We start from the raw sequence: 15367 nt of genomic DNA on the forward strand, positions 1-15367 counted from the left end.
AGCGGGCCGGTGCGCACGCGGGCGTCGTTCGGCCACGGGCCCCCTGAATGCGGCCGTCCACGCCCGGCTCGCGGCGGACCCCGATCCGCGCGCCGGGCCGGGGTCAGGCGTTCACGCGGCGCCGGCGGACAGGCGGTTGAACAGCGCGAGCGCGGCCTCCCGCACGTCGGGCGGTGTCACCCCGTACAGGACGGCGCGGGCCTCGGCGATGTTGCGCGTGGTGGCGCAGGTGATCGCCACCGACGTGGCGGCGGCGTGGTTCAGCGACCCGGCCGGCTCGCGGTCGGCCATCTCCCTGGCGCTGGTGGCAAGATCGAGGTTGTCGGCGGATGCACTGCTCAATGGGTCCTCCTCGGGTCGCGGATCGAGGTCGTCGCCGGTCAGGCAGGCCGTGGCGGAGGCTGGAGGCGGCCCGGCGGGACAGGCCGCGCCCCGGGCCGTCACGCGGGCCCGCGGCGCCTGCTCATGACGCCAACTGTAGAGCAGCGCGAGGCGGCCGCTCCCGGCGGCCACGCGATCCGTCCCTGATCTCCCTGATTCCACCGGCCTCGCCGGTCGCCCCATGTCCGCCTTGTCGTTTCTTGTCCCCCTGATCGCGCCACCCGGCCACCTCCCCGGTCCGTGGGTGGGAACGAATACAGAGGTCACAGGAGCGACGACGGGGGCGATGCATGATCACCGCAGAGACGATCGACCGGATCATCCGCTTCAACGGGGGCGACGTGCCCGTGGTGTCGCTGTACGTGAGCGTCGGGGCGGACGGGAACACCACTCTGTCCACCCGCGTCAACAGCCTGCTGCACGAGATCCGCCCGCTCGGACAGGACAGCTCCCTCGGGCGCCAGGCCCGCATGTCCATCCGCGGCGACATCGAGCGCATCGCCGGCATGGAGGGCCTGGAGCGGGCCGAGGCCGGCGCCGTGGCGGTGTTCTCCTGCAGCGGGGCCGACCTGTTCGAGCAGATCCCGCTGCCGCGGACCGTGCGCGACCGGGTCATGGTGGACGCCGCCCCGTGGGTGCGCCCGATGCTGGCGGTGCTCGACGAGTACCACCGCTCCTGCGTCCTGGTGCTCGACCGGCGCTCGGCCGAGGCTTGGGAGCTGTACCAGGACGAGATGCGCGAGGCCGGCAAGGTGGAGGACCCCACGCTGCGCAAGTCCAACTACGCCGGCTGGTACGGGTACACCGAGCACCGCGTGCGCAACCGCGCCGACGACCTGACCCGGCGGCACTACCGCAACGCCGCGCGACTGGTGGACGAGCTGTTCCGCACCGGCAGGTACGAGCTGATCATCCTGGGCGGGCATCCGGAGGAGGTGCCGGGGTTCGTCGACTTCCTTCCCCGCCATCTGCGTCCGAGGGTCGCCGGCACCTTCTCGGTCGACCCGCGCACCGCGACCCCGGCCGACATCCGGCACAGCGCCGAGCGCATCCTCGAACGCTACGAGCGCGAGGAGGAGCGCCGCTGGGTCGCCGAGGTGCTGGAGCGGTCGGCGACGCGCAGGCCGGCGGCCCTCGGGCTGGCGGACTGCCTGTGGGCGGGGTCGGTCGCCGCGGTGCAGGCCCTTCTGGTCCAGGAAGGGGCGACGGCGCCGGGCGTGGTGTGCGACGAGTCGGGCTGGCTCGGCACCGGCGGGGACGCCTGCCCGCTGTGCGGCAAGGCGACCCGGCGCACACCGGACGTGATCGGCGAGCTGGCCGACGCGGTGATCGAGGAGGGCGGCTCGGTGGAGCACGTGCAGGCCGACACCGAGCTCAAGGAGCACCTGGTCGCCGCCTCCCTCCGCTTTCCCGCACCGCCCCCGCCCGACCCCCCGGCCTGACAGACCGGGCAGGTCAGGCAGGGCAGGGCGGGCAGGGCAGGTCAGGCCGGGGGCAGCGGCATCACCAGAAGCGGATCACCGGAGGGCCGGCGCGACCCGCCCGCGGGCTCGACCGTGACGCCGACCTTGGTGGCGTCCCCCGGCGTGCCCAGCACCACCGGCGGCGTGCGGCCGTCGGCGCCGGGACGGGTCAGCCCGTCGGGGACGGCGCCCGAGGGCCCGATGCGCCACAGCTGGTAGGTGCGCCCCTCGGGCAGGGCGGACAGCCCTGCCGAGACGAACACCATGCGGCCCTGGGAGCGCGAGACCACCAGCGTGCCGGTGACCCCGTCCGCCGTGCGGGTGACGGTGCGGGCGTCCGGCGCGGCCAGCACGGCGGCGAGCCGCTCGCCGCCCGCCCGGGCCCGGTCGAGCTGGTCGCCGGTGCGAACGGCCACGACGCCCAGGCCCACCGCGGCCGCCAGGAAGGCGGCGGCCAGCCCGGTCGCCACGCGCGGCGCCCAGGCGGCCCGGCTCGCCGCCCGCCGCCGCGACCGTCTGCCGCTCCCCCGGCCGGGCCCCTGCCCCGGCCCGGGGAACGGCGCCGGCCCCCCTGGCCCGGCCCCCGGCGAATCGGAACCGGGGCCCCCCACGGACCCCGCACCGCCCCGGGAACCGGAACCGTCAAGTGAACCGGGAGCACCCGGGAAGCCGGGGCCTCCCAGGGGATTCGCGCCGCCGGCCGGGGCGGGGCCCGGGCCGGGCGGGGGCTGGACGGGGAAGGAGAGCGGGCCCCTGCCGGCGGCCGGGTCGGCGGCGGGGACCGGCGGGAGCTGGCGGACCATGCCGATCTCGGCCATGACGCGCCCCCGCAGGCGGGCCGGCGGCTCCACCGCGAGCGCGGCGCCCAGGCGGGCGGCGGCCTCGCGCAGCCCGCGCGCCTCCAGCTCGCACTCCGGGCACCGGGACAGGTGCTCCTCGAACGCATGACGCTCGGCGGCGTCCTCGACCGCGCGCAGCGCGTACGCCCCGGCCAGCGTGTGCGGATCGCCGCTCATCGTTCCACCCCCAGGCAGTCGCGCATGCGGATCAGTCCGTCGCGCATCCGGGTCTTGACCGTCGCCAGCGGCACCTTCAGCAGCTCGGCGACCTCACGGTAGGTGTATCCACCGTAGTAGGCGTAGGTGACCGACTCGCGCTGCAGCTCGGTGAGGCCGCCCAGGCAGCGGCGCAGCCGTTCCTGCTCCAGGGTCGTCTCCACCGACTCGGCGACGTCATCGTAGGGCCGGCGCACCTCCAGCCGGGCCACGCGGTCCTCGCGGTCGATCGCCGCCTGCGCCGCGCGCACGCGGTCGACGGCGCGGTGGTGGGCGATGGTCATCACCCACGCCATGCCCGAGCCGCGCGCGGCCTCGAAACGGGCCGCGGACCGCCACACCTCGATCAGCGCCTCCTGGGCGACCTCCTCGGCCTGGGCCGGGTCGCGCAGCACCCGCAGGGCCACCCCGTACACGGCGGGCGCCACCATGTCGTAGACCTGCTCGAAGGCGGCGCGGTCTCCCCGCGCGAGCCGTCTCAGCAGCTCCTCCAGACCCGGCCGGTCGTGCCGGCCGCCGTCCAGGGGCACGGCTCGTGTCGGCCTCATGCCTTCTTCTCCAACCGTCGGCGTGGACGCGGACACCACTACTTCGGCGCAGAAGGGCCCGTGGATTGCGCGGGAGCCGATCGAGTCGCGGAATCCACCGCCCGCGCCTCCGGTGACGGCCACGGAGCCGGTGGTGAGGCCGTAGTTTGAGAGCGACCCGCCCGGCGTGGCGGCATCATGGGTCCCGGCACCGGACGACCGAGGAGAGGCACGTGACCAAGCGTCCCCTTGTACTGCTGGACGTGGACGGGGTGCTCAACCCCGCCCGGCGGCCCACGTTGCGGCTGCGGCGGTACGAGTGCGTCCTGGACGGCCACACCTACACCGTCCTGCTGAACTCCCGGCACGGCGCCAAACTGGCCGAGCTCGCCCGCGACACCGGGGCCGAGCTGGCGTGGGCCACCACCTGGGAGCACCACGCCAACGAGCACATCGCCCCGCGCCTCGGCCTGCCCGCGCTGCCGGTCATCACGGTCAACAGCGACCCCGGCAGCCGTGCCGGGGAGCACTTCAAGACCCGCCACGTCGCCGAGTACGTGGCGGGCCGCCCGTTCGTCTGGTTCGACGACAGCCTGGGCGCCCACGACTGGCAGTACCTCAAGGACCACCCGGCGGTCGGGGAGTTCCTGCTGGTGGAGGTGGACCCGCGCACCGGCCTGACCGACGGGCACCTGACGCGGGCCCGCGACTGGCTGGCCGGCCGCACCGCCTCCGGCGCCGGGCTGCGGCCCCTGCCGCCCTGACCGCCGGCCCGGGCCGCGGAGCCGTCGCCCCGGCCCTCAGCCCGCGCCCGCTCTGTGGCCCCGGGCCTCAGCCCGCGCCCGCCGTCGCCCTGGCCCTCAGCCGGCGGCCTCCTGCCTCCCGAAGCCTCAGCCGGCCCGCCCGATGTGGTCGCGCAGCCAGTGGTAGCTGGCCTTGGGCGTGCGCCGCTGGGTCTGGTAGTCGACGTGCACGAGCCCGAAGCGCGCCGCGTAGCCGCGCGCCCACTCGAAGTTGTCGATCAGCGACCAGCAGAAGTACCCGCGTACGTCCACGCCCGCGGCGATCGCCCGCCGGGCCGCGGCCAGGTGGTCGCGCAGGTAGTCCACCCGGCCCTGGTCGTCCAGCTCGTCCCGCCCCCCGTAGCCGTTCTCGGTGATCAGGACCGGCGGCAGCGCCGGGTAGCGGGCGGCCAGCCCGGTGAGGGTCTCGTACAGCCCGTCCGGCTCGACCGGCCAGCCCAGCCCGTTGGTGCGCCCGCCCTCGGGGGTCACGCCGGTCACCCCGAGGTCGAACGCGGAGCGCCGCGCGGGGTCGGGCTCGTCGTAGGGCGCCGCCGCGGCGTGGATCCGGTAGTAGTAGTTCAGGCCGAGGAAGTCCAGCGGGGCGCCGATGACGGCCAGGTCGCCGTCCGCGCGGAAGGAGAAGTCGCTGATGTGCCCGAAGGTCTCGGCCATGTCGGCGGCGTAGGCGCCGCCGAACAGCGGCTCGGTGAACTGCCGGTTGACCAGCAGGTCCATCCGGCGGGCCGCCGCGTGGTCCTCGGGGGTGCCGGCGGCCGGCGCGGTGGGCGACATGTTGATCGTCACGCCGACCCGCTCGTCCCCCCGCGTGCGCAGCCGCGGCACAGCCAGGCCGTGGGCGAGCAGCAGGTGGTGGGCGGCGGCCAGGGCGCCGTGGCCCTCCTTGGCGCCCGGGGCGTGCCGTCCCTCGCCGTAGCCGACGATCGAGGAGCAGTACGGCTCGTTGAGGGTGATCCAGTGGCGGACGCGGTCGCCGAGCGCGCCGTGCACGATCTCGGCGTAGTCGGCGAACCGCTCGGCGGTGTCGCGGGCCCGCCAGCCGCCGAGGTCCTCCAGCGCCTGCGGCAGGTCCCAGTGGTAGAGGGTCACGTACGGCTCGATGCCGCGTTCGAGCAGCGCGTCGGCCAGGCGCCGGTAGAAGTCCAGGCCGCGCTCGTTGACCTGGCCGGAGCCCGTGGGCAGCACCCGCGGCCAGGCCACCGAGAACCGGTAGGCGTCCACGCCGAGGCCCGCCATCAGCTCGATGTCCTCCGGCCAGCGGTGGTAGTGGTCGCAGGCCACCTCGCCGGTGTCCCCGCCGGCGACCGCGCCCGGGACGCGGCAGAAGACGTCCCAGATGGACGGTCCTCGCCCGTCCTCGCCCGCCGCGCCCTCGATCTGGTAGGCGGCGGTCGCCGTGCCCCAGACGAATCCGGGCGGGTAGGCCGCCGGGCCCGTCTGCCGTCCCTGTGTCACGCTCATCCCTCGATCGCTCCTGACGTGGTCCGCCGATGCCGCGCCGCCCCGCGCCTCGCGGGGCGGGTGCGGTCGCCAGAACGGTACCGGCCGCCGGGAGGTCCCGCCGGGCCGGGACGTCGTTAACCGCTGCGCCACTTCGGGTACAGATCTCGCCGTTAGCGTGCCCCGCGACGACGAGAGAGTTGGGGTGTGCCCGATGGTGAGGAAGTTCATGGCCGGCGCGCTGGCCGTTCTGGCGGGCGGGGTGGCGCTGGTCGCCCTGCGACCGGAGATCGCGACGGCCGACAGGCGGGGGCACGAGCAGCGCGGCGCGCTGGTGATCGGGCACCGGGGCGCGAGCGCGATCAGGCCCGAGCACACGCTGTTGTCCTACGAGGCGGCCATCAAGCTCGGGGCCGACTACATCGAGCCCGACCTGGTGTCCACCAAGGACCACGTGCTGGTGGCGCGGCACGAGAACGAGATCTCCCAGACCACCGACGTCGCCGCCCACCCCGAGTTCGCGGGACGCAGGACGACCAAGACGATCGACGGCACGCCGGTGACGGGCTGGTTCACCGAGGACTTCACGCTGGCGGAATTGCGCACGCTGCGGGCCAAGGAGCGCATCCCCGACCTGCGGCCGGACAACACCGCCTTCGACGGGCTCGCGCAGATCCCGACGTTCGAGGAGGTCGTCCAACTGGCGCAGAAGAACGGCGTGGGCGTCTACCCCGAGACCAAGCACCCGTCCTACTTCGCCTCGATCGGCCTGCCTCTGGAGGAGCCGCTGCTGGCCACCCTCAGGCGGTACGGCTGGGACGGCGAGCGGGCGCCGGTGTTCGTCCAGTCGTTCGAGACCGGCAACCTCAAGCGGCTGCGAGCGCTGACCCGGCTGCGGCTGGTCCAGCTCATCAACTCCAGCGGCGCGCCGTACGACCTGGTGGCGGCGGGCGACCCGCGCACCTACGCCGACCTGGTCACCCCCGAGGGCCTGCGGGAGATCTCCCGGTACGCCGACGCGGTGGGCGTGGCGACCAGCCGCGTCGTGCCGACCGGAGCGGACGGCCGGCTGCTGGCGCCGACGAGCCTGATCAAGGACGCGCACCGGCGCGGGCTGCTGGTGCACACCTGGACGATCCGCCCGGAGAACTCGCAACTGCCGGTCGACTACCGGCTCGGCGACCCGGCCAGCCCGGCCTTCGCCGGCGCGACCGGCGACGTCATGGGCTGGCTGGAGCGGCTGCTGACGCTCGGGGTGGACGGGGTGTTCTCCGACGACCCGGGCATCGCCCGCGCGGTCCGCGACCGCCTGCTGGAGGACTGAGCCCGGCCGGCCCGCTCGCGGGCCGGCCGGAAAGCCGGCAGGAAGGCTCCCGGGTCTCCCGGAAGCTCCCCGCCCCCGGAGGCCGTCCGGCCCTCCGGGGGCGTTCGCATGTCCGACGCCCATCGATGGTCGATCTTATCCTTCACATATATCCGTAGATCAGAGTCTTTGAGTCGATCGTCCCATTTGTGCTTTATCGCGGGTAGTGACCGGGTACCAGACGCTTAGCAGGACACCCCGGTGATCGGAGACACGGAGGTCCGCAGGCGGTCAACCCATCCCATCGGTCCGCTCGATCTCGCCGAGGCCGCAGGACGGCCCGGCCGCACCTCACCACCGCGAGGCCCGAGGCCTCGTCAACGGCCCCTACATCCTGACCTTGCCCACCCAGCCCGTCCCTGACGGGAGGGCACGGGTACGCCGCCCGTCCGCCACCGCTCGCACGGCCGCGTCCGGCCGCGCGCGATCGCGCCCGCCTCGCGCGGGCGGCCACCGCCGCGCACCTCGCGCGCGCCGCCACAGGTCGCTCCCACGCCACCGCACGCCCCCACGACCCTCGTCGACCCTTGCGAACCCTTGCGAACCCGCGCGAACCGCCGTGAATCCTCGTGAACCGTCGTGAACGAAGGAGGCCGTCCAGCTTCGCCGCCGACCGTCCCACCCGCCAAGGAGGGCCCATGACCGGTACGGAGAACAGCGACGCGCGGGTCCGCGGCCCGGCGGAGGTGGAGGAGTTCGCACGGCGGTGCTTCCAGGGCACCCCCGGCGACCGCGTCGGCGTCGAGCTGGAGTTCCTGGTCTTCGACCGCGAGGACCCCTCCCGGCACGTCCGGGTCGAGCGGACCGCCGAGGCGCTCCCCACGCTCGCCGGAGGCAGCGCCGTGAGCTTCGAGCCCGGCGGCCAGCTGGAGCTGTCCGGCCCGCCCGGCGCCCTGCCCGACGCCGTGCGAGCCCTGGCCGCCGACCTCGCCTCCGTCCGCGCGGCCCTGCGCGAGGAGGGGCTGGTGCTGGCCGGGATGGGCCTGGACCCGGTGCGGACGCCGCTGCGCCAGCTACGCCAGCCCCGCTACGAGGCGATGGCCGAGCTGCTCGGCGTGCCCTACGGGCCGATCATGATGTGCCTGACCGCGTCGGTCCAGGTCAACGTGGACTTCGGCGCACGGCCCGCGGAGCGCTGGGATCGCGCCGTGCGCCTCGGCCCGCTGCTCAGCGCCTGCTTCGCCAACTCCCCCATCCTGGACGGGCGCCCGTGCGGGTGGATGTCGGGCCGCCAGGCCGTGTGGCTGCACCTGGACCCGACCCGCACGCACCCGGTCGTCTCCGGCGACGACCCGGCCGCGGCGTGGGCGCGCTACTTGATGGACGCCCGCCTCATGCTCGTCCCGGAGAAACGCCCGCGCCGCACCACCCCGCCGAACCGGGCCACCTTCGGCCGGTGGCTGAAGGCGCCCCGCCTCGGCGGCCACCCGCCCACGGCCGCCGACCTGGCCTACCACGCGACGACGGTGTTCCCGCCGGTCCGGCCGCGCGGATGGCTGGAGATCCGCTACCTGGACGCCGTGCACCCCCGCTGGTGGCCGGCCTGCGTCGCGGTGACCTCGGCGCTGCTGCTGGACGACCGGGCCGCCGGCGCCGCGCTCGCCGCGGCCGAGCCCTTCGCCGGCCGCTGGTGGCAGTGCGCGCAGGCCGGCCTCGGCGACCCGCGGATCAGGCGCGCCGCGGAGGCCTGTTTCCTGGCCGCCGCCGAGGCGCTGCCCCGCCTGGGCGCCGGGCCCGGCCTGGTCGCGGGCGTGGAGTCCTTCGCCGAGCGTCACGTGGTGCCCGGGCGCTCGCCGGCGCTGGACCTGCTGCGCGCCCGCGACCGGGGCACGGGCCCACTGCCCTGGACCGGCGAGGAGGTGCCGGCGTGAGCGGGCTGAAGGAGCGGATCGCCGCCGAGCTCGAGGCGGGACGGGCCAGGTCGCTGGCCTACACCGACGTGGACGACGAGGTGCTGGTGCGCCAGCACTCCCCCATCATGTCCCCCCTGGTGTGGGACCTGGCCCACGTCGGCAACTACGAGGAGCTGTGGGTGCTGCGCGAGGCCGGGGGGCTGACCCCGCTGCGCCCGGAGATCGACGAGATGTACGACGCGTTCGCCCATCCCCGCGGGGAGCGGCCCGCGCTGCCGCTGCTGCGCCCGGACGAGGCCCGCGCGTACATCGCCGGCGTGCGGGGCCGGGTGCTGGACGTGCTGGACGCCGCCGACCTGTCCCGCCCGGACCCACTGTGCTCGCAGGGCCTGGTGTTCGGGCTGGTCATGCAGCACGAGCACCAGCACGACGAGACGATGCTGGCCACCTTGCAGCTGTGCGGGCTGCCGGGGCTGGTGCGCGACGGCGACCTGCCCGCCGGACGGCCGGCGGGCGCCGCCGAGGTGCTGGTCCCGGCCGGCCCGTTCACCGCCGGGACCGGCGCGCTGCCGTGGGCCTACGACAACGAGCGGCCCGCCCACCGGGTCGACCTGCCGGCCTACTGGATCGACCGCTTCCCGGTGACCTGCGGCGCCTACACCGCGTTCCTCGACGACGGCGGCTACGAGGACCCGCGCTGGTGGAGCCCGGGCGGCTGGGAGTGGCGGGTCCGCCGGGAGGTCCGGGCGCCGTTGTTCTGGACGCGCGAGGCCGGCGCGTGGTGGCGCACCCGGTTCGGGCGGCCCGAGCCGGTGCCCGCCGAGGAGCCGGTGCAGCACGTGAGCTGGTTCGAGGCCGACGCCTACGCCCGCTGGGCCGGCCGGCGGCTGCCCACCGAGGCCGAGTGGGAGAAGGCGTGCGGATGGGACCCCCACGCCGGACGGGCCCGCGCCTACCCGTGGGGGGACGCCGAGCCCGGGCCCCGGCACGCCAACCTCGGGCACAGGGCGTCGCGGCCCGCGCCCGTGGGCGCCTTCCCCTCCGGGGCGAGCCCGTGCGGCGCCGAGCAGATGATCGGGGAGGTGTGGGAGTGGACCTCGTCCTGCTTCCTGCCCTACCCGGGCTTTCGCGCCTTCCCCTACCGGCAGTACAGCGAGGTGTTCTTCGGCGACCACTACCGGGTGCTGCGCGGCGGCTCGTGGGCCACCCATCCCTCGGCGGTCCGCACGACGTTCCGCAACTGGGACCTTCCGCACCGCCGGCAGATCTTCGCCGGGTTGCGGTGCGCCCGTCCGGCCGCGCCCGGGGAGGCGTAGATGTGCCGGCACGCGGCCTGGCTCGGCGCCCCGCGCCCGCTGGCGTCGCTGCTGCGCGACCCCGGGAACGGCCTGCTGCGCCAGTCGTACGCGCCGCGCCTGCAACGGTGCGGCGCGGTCAACGCCGATGGGTTCGGCGTCGGCTGGTACGACGCCCACCGCCGTGAGCCGGTGCGCTACCGGCGCTCGGTGCCGATCTGGTCCGACGCCAACCTCCCCGGGCTGGCCGCGATCGCCCGCTCGGGCTGCCTGATGGCGGCGGTCCGCTCGGCCAGCCCCGGCATGCCGGTCGAGGAGACGGCGACCGCGCCGTTCACCGAGGGGCCGTGGCTGCTCAGCCACAACGGGCGGGTGTCGCGGTCCGCGCTCGGCCCGCTCATCGACGGCCGGGAGCCCGAGAGCGCCTGCGACTCGGCGTGGGTGGCCGCGGCGGTGTTCGCCCGGCTCGGCCGGGGCGCCCCGCTGTGCGAGGCGGTGGGCGAGGTGGTGGCGGGCGCCGGGACGGCCGACCCCGGGGCCCGGCTCAACCTGCTCGTCAGCGACGGGGACGCGGTGGCCGCGACCGCGTGGAACGAGACCCTGTTCGTCCACCTCGGCCAGGGGGTGCTGCTGGCCAGCGAGCCGCTGGACGAGCGTCCCGGCTGGGAGCCGGTCCCGGACCGGCACCTGGTGCTGGCCACCCCCGACGGCGTCCGCGCCGACCCTCTCTGACCGGCCCGCCCAACCGTCACACCAGGAGGCCCGCGTGTCCGTCACCCAGATCCCGCTGCCGTTCCTGTACACGGTCAACCACCTCGGCCCCGACCACCTGCGCCGCGCGCTGGCCGAGGACGTCCGCGCCGGGCTCACCTCGGCGCCCAAGTGGCTGCCGCCCAAGTGGTTCTACGACGCCACCGGGAGCGAGCTGTTCTCCCGGATCACCCGGCTGCCGGAGTACTACCCGGCGCGCCGGGAGACGGCCATCCTGCGCGAGCACGCCGAGGAGATCGCCGCGCTGTCCGGCGCCGACACGCTGGCCGAGCTCGGCTCGGGCACCAGCGAGAAGACCGGGCTGCTGCTGGGCGCGCTGTCGCGGGCCGGCACGCTGAAGACCTACATGCCGGTCGACGTGGACGCCGCCACCCTGGACGCGGCGGCCCGCCGGGTCGCCTCCGCCCATCCCGGCCTGGCCGTGTGGGCGATCTGCGCCGACTTCGAGCGGCACCTGGCCCGGCTGCCGCGCATCGGCCGGCGGCTGGTCGCCTTCCTCGGCGGCACCGTCGGCAACCTCGACGACCGGGCGCGGGCGTCGTTCCTGTCGGAGCTGCACGCCACCCTGTCCCCCGGCGACGGCCTGCTGCTGGGCGCCGACCTGGTGAAGGACACCGGGCGGCTGGTGGCCGCCTACGACGACGGCGCCGGGGTGACGGCGGCCTTCAACCGCAACGTGCTCGCCGTGATGAACCGCGAGCTCGGCGCCGACTTCGCCCCGCAGGCCTTCGAGCACGTCGCCCTGTACGACGGCCGGCTGCACCGCGTCGAGATGCGGCTGCGGGCCACTCGTCCCATGCGCGTCCACTTCCGCGAGCCGGCGCTGACGGTGCCCTTCCGGGCCGGGGAGGAGATGCGCACCGAGATCAGCACGAAGTTCTACCGCTACCGGCTGGAGCGCGAGTTGCAGCGCGCCGGGTTCGCGGTGTCCCGCTGGTACACCGACCCGGCGCAGGACTTCGCCGTGGTCCTGGCCTTCGTCCCGGAACCGCGCGGAGGTGGAGCCGACCGCCACCACACATAACTTTGTGGAATTTTCCTGACATTGACCACATCCGGCGGTTTCTGGGGAACAAACCATAAGAGGCGAGGGATTCCGGCAAGCAGGGAAACCCATGGCTCTGTGCCGGTATGCGGTCGAAATGGTGGTGGCCCGCGCCCCGCCCCTGGTGAACGGGCATCCCTCAGCGGGTCACCCCATGCGGCCTTTGCCGCGAACCGGATATATGCTTTGACATCACTCTGGCGTTTCGCCGTCGGTATCCCTCGACGCGTATACCGCAAGACCGGCCGAGGAGGTTCGCAGGGTGTCGGCGCAGGAAAGACGCCTCTCGGCGATCGGGGAGGCCGCGGCCGGTGTCCTCCGCACCACGGCCTACCACCTCGTCCGCGCCGAAGACGTCGCCGCGGCCGTGCGGCTCTCCCGCGAGGGCCACAGCGGCCGGCGCAGCGCGGTCTGGCTCTACAACGAGGTCAAGAGCCGCAGGGTGCTGGTGGCCCTCGCCCTGGACCACGCCTTCGCCGAGTTCGCCGAGCGCAACGGCCCGCAGGAGCCGCCCTCGGTGCCGGCCAGCCTGGTCGAGGCGCGCGACCAGGTCACCCAGGCGCTGCTGCTGGTCGCCCGCTTCCACCGCGCCGAGTCCTTCCTCACCCAGCAGGTCCAGCTCGGCATCGGCGACATCGCCACCTCCGAGAAGCGCCAGTCCGCGCCGCAGGAGCCGCCGAGCTGGCCCGGCAGCGCGATCGGGCGGGTCGCCTCCGCCGGCTGGGCCGGCCGCGTGCTGGCCTACGCCCGCCATCTGACCCCCGTGCTCGCGGCGGCGGCCCAGGCGGTGTGCCCGCCGCCGCCCGGATGGGCGGAGTCCTGCGCCGAGAAGCTCTCCGACCTGGCCTTCGACGCCCTCACCGACGATCCCGACGGTCCGGTGGACCGTCAGGCGGCGGCGCTGGGCGCCCACTGGTACGAGCGGCACCTGGTGCCCCTCGCGGGGTCGTGGATCAACGACCTGGACGTGGCCGAACGCGTCCTGGACCTGGCCCGCCGCTCGGCACCCGGCACCCGGGCCGAGACCGACGCCCAGGCCGGCGTCCTGCGCTCGGTCGCCGACACCGGCATCCTGCTGCGCCGCGCCGCCGACGAGGCCGCCGAGCTGACGCGCCTGCTGCCCCGGCCGGGCGAGCCGGGCGGCGACCTGAGCTCGCTGTGCGACGTGCACGGCCGCCGTGGCCTGGCCCTGGCCAGGTACGGCGACCTCGAGGCCGCACGCGCGTGCCTCATGGACTGCCTGGCCGTCGCCGAGAACGAGCTGGCCGCGCGGGAGCCGGCCGAGGGCGTCGCGTACGCCGCCCGGGCGCGGCACAACCTCGGCGAGCTGCTGATGGAGGCCGGCCGGCCCGCCGAGGCCGCCCAGCTGATCGAAAGGGCCCGGTCGGCCCGCGCCGAGGGCGCCGCCCCCGGCGCGGGCCTGTCCCCGGCCTGGCGCCGCTACACCGTGACCGCCCAGGCGGCCGCCCGCGCGGCGGCGCGCTCCGGCGACGTCGTGGCAGGGCTGCGCCTGGCCGAGGCCGTGGTCGACGACCGGCAGGCCCGCCTCGGCGAGCCGGGCGACATCAACGTGGTGGCCGCGCGGGTGTCGCTCGCCGAGACCCTGCTGGAGGCGGGCCAGCCGATCGAGGCGCGCCACCTGCTCCAGGAGGCCCGCCGCCACCGCGCCGAACTGCTGCAGCCGATCGCCTACTGGCCCAACTACGACACCGTGCGCCTCGCCCAGGTGGAGCTGGCCCTGCGCGAGCCGGCCACCGTCCTGCGGCTGCTCGAACGCTCCCCCGTCCTTTCCGAGTGGTTCGCCGCGCACGTGTCGTTCCGGCTGTGGGCCGAGGCGCGCATCGCGCACGGGCTGGCCACCGCCCTGGCCGGCGACGCGGCGGCGGCGCGCGGCGCCCTGGCCGAGCTGGCCGGCCGGCTGGAGGGGGGCCCGGGCGGCGAGGCCCTCACGGCCGCCGCGCGGCGCGCCCTGGCCGAGGCCGAACTCATGGGAGGCGACGCCGAGACCGCCGCCGGCCTGCTGACCAGGGTGCGGGAGTGCGAGGCCGTCCCGGGCGATCCCCCGGGCCGCGCGCGGACGCTGCTGCTCGCCGCCCGCTGCGAGGACGCCCGCGGCGACGACGCGGCGGCCGGCCGCCACCGCGCCGCGCTCGCGGCCCTGGCCGGGGGCGGGCTGGACCCGTCGCATCCGCTGCTGCTGGAGGGCCGCTACGACGAGGCGGTGCGCCGCTTCGAGACCGGCCGCTTCGAGGGCCTGGACGCCCTGCTCGCCCCGCTGCTGGACCGCACTCCCCTCGCCCACGGCCGGCCCGCCCTGGGCGAGGGGCATCCGCTGCTGCTCAAGGCCATGGTGCTGGCCGACCGCAGCGGCGCCGTCCACCTGCCGCGCGTCCCGCGCCAGGTGCTGTGGGAGGACGCCTGAACCGCCGCGCCTGACGGGCACCGCTATGCCGTGACGGGGCCGGACGGCCCGACCGGCCGGTCGCCGCGCAGCGTGATGCGGTGCATGACGCGGTGCGCGGCGCCGTAGTCGCGGTTGGCGTAGTGGGAGGTGCTGCGGTTGTCCCACATGGCCACGTCGCCGGCCCGCCACCGGTGACGCACGATGTGCTCGGGCTTGGTCAGATGGGCGTAGAGCAGGTCGAGGATGCCGCGGCTCTCGGCCTCGGAGACGCCGACGATGTGGGAGGTGAAACCGGGGTTGACGAAGATGCCCTTGCGCCCGGTCTCGGGGTGGACGCGGACCACCGGATGCTCCACCGGGTCAAGGCGGGTGACGGTCTCGCCCTCCCACACGTTGCCCCTGCCGCCGCGCCGCTGGGCGAGGTAGTAACCGAACTCCCGGTTGCCGTCGTGCACCGCGGTCAGCCGGTCCACCAGGTCGCGCACCGGCCGCGACAGCGAGTCGTAGGCGAGCTGGCCGTCGGCCCAGCTGGTGTCGCCGCCGGACTCCGGCAGCCGCACGGCGCGCAGGATGGAGCCGAGCGGCGGGCGCGGCATGAAGGTGACGTCGGTGTGCCACACGTCCGCGAAGCCGTTGTCCGCGCTGTCGATGGCGTAGATCTCCGGGTGGGCCTCGTCCACGCCGGCGACGACCGGGTGGGAGGGGGTCAGCTCGCCCAGCCGCCGCCCGAGGGCGATCTGGCCGTCCTCGTCGAGGCCCTGTCCCCTGAAGAACAGCACCTTGCGCTCGACGAGCGCGGCCCGCACGGCGGCCAGCTCGGCGTCGGTCGCGGCGGCCAGGTCCAGCCCGAGGACCTCGGCCCCGAAGGCGGGTCCGAGCGGGTCGAGCGTCAGCGTCGCGGCCGGGTGCTCTGTGGTGGAGGTCATCTCGTTGCTCCGTTCCGATCGTACGGCGGTGCGGTGGGTGG

Annotated in this window: 13 protein-coding genes; 8 read left to right on the forward strand and 5 right to left on the reverse strand. The window is 75.3% G+C overall.

Translation table 11 applies throughout. The annotated features are described in order from the left end of the window. Positions 1-111 precede the first annotated feature (111 nt). Positions 112-342 (reverse strand): hypothetical protein, encoded by a 231-nt coding sequence (locus ACWEN6_RS29720; RefSeq protein WP_354846744.1) that lies wholly within the window; start codon positions 340-342, stop codon positions 112-114. Between the two features lie 329 nt (positions 343-671). Between ACWEN6_RS29720 and ACWEN6_RS29725 the strand changes: the two genes are divergently transcribed. Continuing rightward, positions 672-1823: a baeRF10 domain-containing protein gene (locus ACWEN6_RS29725; protein ID WP_354920840.1), complete on the forward strand. Its 1152-nt coding sequence runs from the start codon at positions 672-674 to the stop codon at positions 1821-1823. Positions 1824-1864: 41 nt separating this feature from the next. Here ACWEN6_RS29725 and ACWEN6_RS29730 read toward each other — a convergent pair whose 3' ends face one another. Together ACWEN6_RS29730 and sigK are read right to left on the reverse strand one after the other, a co-directional pair. Then, the gene (locus tag ACWEN6_RS29730) at positions 1865-2860 is read right to left on the reverse strand and encodes an anti-sigma factor (RefSeq protein ID WP_452574786.1); all 996 of its coding nucleotides are present in this window, start codon (positions 2858-2860) and stop codon (positions 1865-1867) included. Continuing rightward, positions 2857-3447: an ECF RNA polymerase sigma factor SigK gene (gene sigK / locus ACWEN6_RS29735; protein WP_354920846.1), complete on the reverse strand. Its 591-nt coding sequence runs from the start codon at positions 3445-3447 to the stop codon at positions 2857-2859. The genes ACWEN6_RS29730 and sigK overlap by 4 nt, the downstream gene beginning before the upstream one ends. Positions 3448-3659: 212 nt before the next feature. On the opposite strand from sigK, the gene ACWEN6_RS29740 reads away from it, so the two are divergent. Next, on the forward strand, positions 3660-4190 hold the full coding sequence (locus ACWEN6_RS29740) for an HAD domain-containing protein (protein ID WP_354846755.1): 531 nt from the start codon (positions 3660-3662) through the stop codon (positions 4188-4190). Positions 4191-4316: 126 nt separating this feature from the next. Here ACWEN6_RS29740 and ACWEN6_RS29745 read toward each other — a convergent pair whose 3' ends face one another. Then, positions 4317-5690, reverse strand: a complete 1374-nt coding sequence (locus ACWEN6_RS29745) for a GH1 family beta-glucosidase (RefSeq protein WP_452574788.1) — start codon at positions 5688-5690, stop codon at positions 4317-4319. Between the two features lie 193 nt (positions 5691-5883). On the opposite strand from ACWEN6_RS29745, the gene ACWEN6_RS29750 reads away from it, so the two are divergent. The 6 genes from ACWEN6_RS29750 (at position 5884) to ACWEN6_RS29775 (ending at position 14418) form a co-directional block, all read left to right on the forward strand. After that, a complete protein-coding gene (locus tag ACWEN6_RS29750; RefSeq protein ID WP_452574790.1) occupies positions 5884-6993 on the forward strand; it encodes a glycerophosphodiester phosphodiesterase in 1110 nt (369 codons plus the stop codon). A 677-nt stretch (positions 6994-7670) separates the two neighbouring features. Continuing rightward, complete coding sequence (locus ACWEN6_RS29755) at positions 7671-8903, forward strand: glutamate-cysteine ligase family protein (protein ID WP_354920859.1); 1233 nt, start codon at positions 7671-7673, stop codon at positions 8901-8903. Continuing rightward, the gene (gene egtB / locus ACWEN6_RS29760) at positions 8900-10201 is read left to right on the forward strand and encodes an ergothioneine biosynthesis protein EgtB (RefSeq protein ID WP_354920862.1); all 1302 of its coding nucleotides are present in this window, start codon (positions 8900-8902) and stop codon (positions 10199-10201) included. Before ACWEN6_RS29755 ends, egtB begins: the two co-directional genes overlap by 4 nt. After that, the gene (egtC, locus tag ACWEN6_RS29765) at positions 10202-10912 is read left to right on the forward strand and encodes an ergothioneine biosynthesis protein EgtC (protein WP_354846767.1); all 711 of its coding nucleotides are present in this window, start codon (positions 10202-10204) and stop codon (positions 10910-10912) included. Positions 10913-10946: 34 nt separating this feature from the next. Next, a complete protein-coding gene (gene egtD / locus ACWEN6_RS29770) occupies positions 10947-11975 on the forward strand; it encodes an L-histidine N(alpha)-methyltransferase (protein WP_452574791.1) in 1029 nt (342 codons plus the stop codon). Between the two features lie 283 nt (positions 11976-12258). Then, a complete protein-coding gene (locus ACWEN6_RS29775) occupies positions 12259-14418 on the forward strand; it encodes a hypothetical protein (protein ID WP_452574793.1) in 2160 nt (719 codons plus the stop codon). Positions 14419-14441: 23 nt separating this feature from the next. Here the strand turns inward: ACWEN6_RS29775 and ACWEN6_RS29780 are convergent, their stop codons facing one another. Further along, positions 14442-15326 (reverse strand): TauD/TfdA dioxygenase family protein, encoded by an 885-nt coding sequence (locus ACWEN6_RS29780; protein ID WP_380832155.1) that lies wholly within the window; start codon positions 15324-15326, stop codon positions 14442-14444. Positions 15327-15367: the final 41 nt, after the last annotated feature.

Source organism: Sphaerisporangium sp. NPDC004334 (genome assembly GCF_053602655.1).

Coding starts and splice junctions, on each gene's coding strand:
- ACWEN6_RS29725 (WP_354920840.1), top strand. CDS start 672: ATGATCACCGCAGAGACGATCGACCGGATCATCCGCTTCAACGGGGGC.
- ACWEN6_RS29730 (WP_452574786.1), bottom strand. CDS start 2,860: ATGAGCGGCGATCCGCACACGCTGGCCGGGGCGTACGCGCTGCGCGCG.
- sigK (WP_354920846.1), bottom strand. CDS start 3,447: ATGAGGCCGACACGAGCCGTGCCCCTGGACGGCGGCCGGCACGACCGG.
- ACWEN6_RS29745 (WP_452574788.1), bottom strand. CDS start 5,690: ATGAGCGTGACACAGGGACGGCAGACGGGCCCGGCGGCCTACCCGCCC.
- ACWEN6_RS29750 (WP_452574790.1), top strand. CDS start 5,884: ATGGTGAGGAAGTTCATGGCCGGCGCGCTGGCCGTTCTGGCGGGCGGG.
- ACWEN6_RS29755 (WP_354920859.1), top strand. CDS start 7,671: ATGACCGGTACGGAGAACAGCGACGCGCGGGTCCGCGGCCCGGCGGAG.
- egtC (WP_354846767.1), top strand. CDS start 10,202: ATGTGCCGGCACGCGGCCTGGCTCGGCGCCCCGCGCCCGCTGGCGTCG.
- ACWEN6_RS29780 (WP_380832155.1), bottom strand. CDS start 15,326: ATGACCTCCACCACAGAGCACCCGGCCGCGACGCTGACGCTCGACCCG.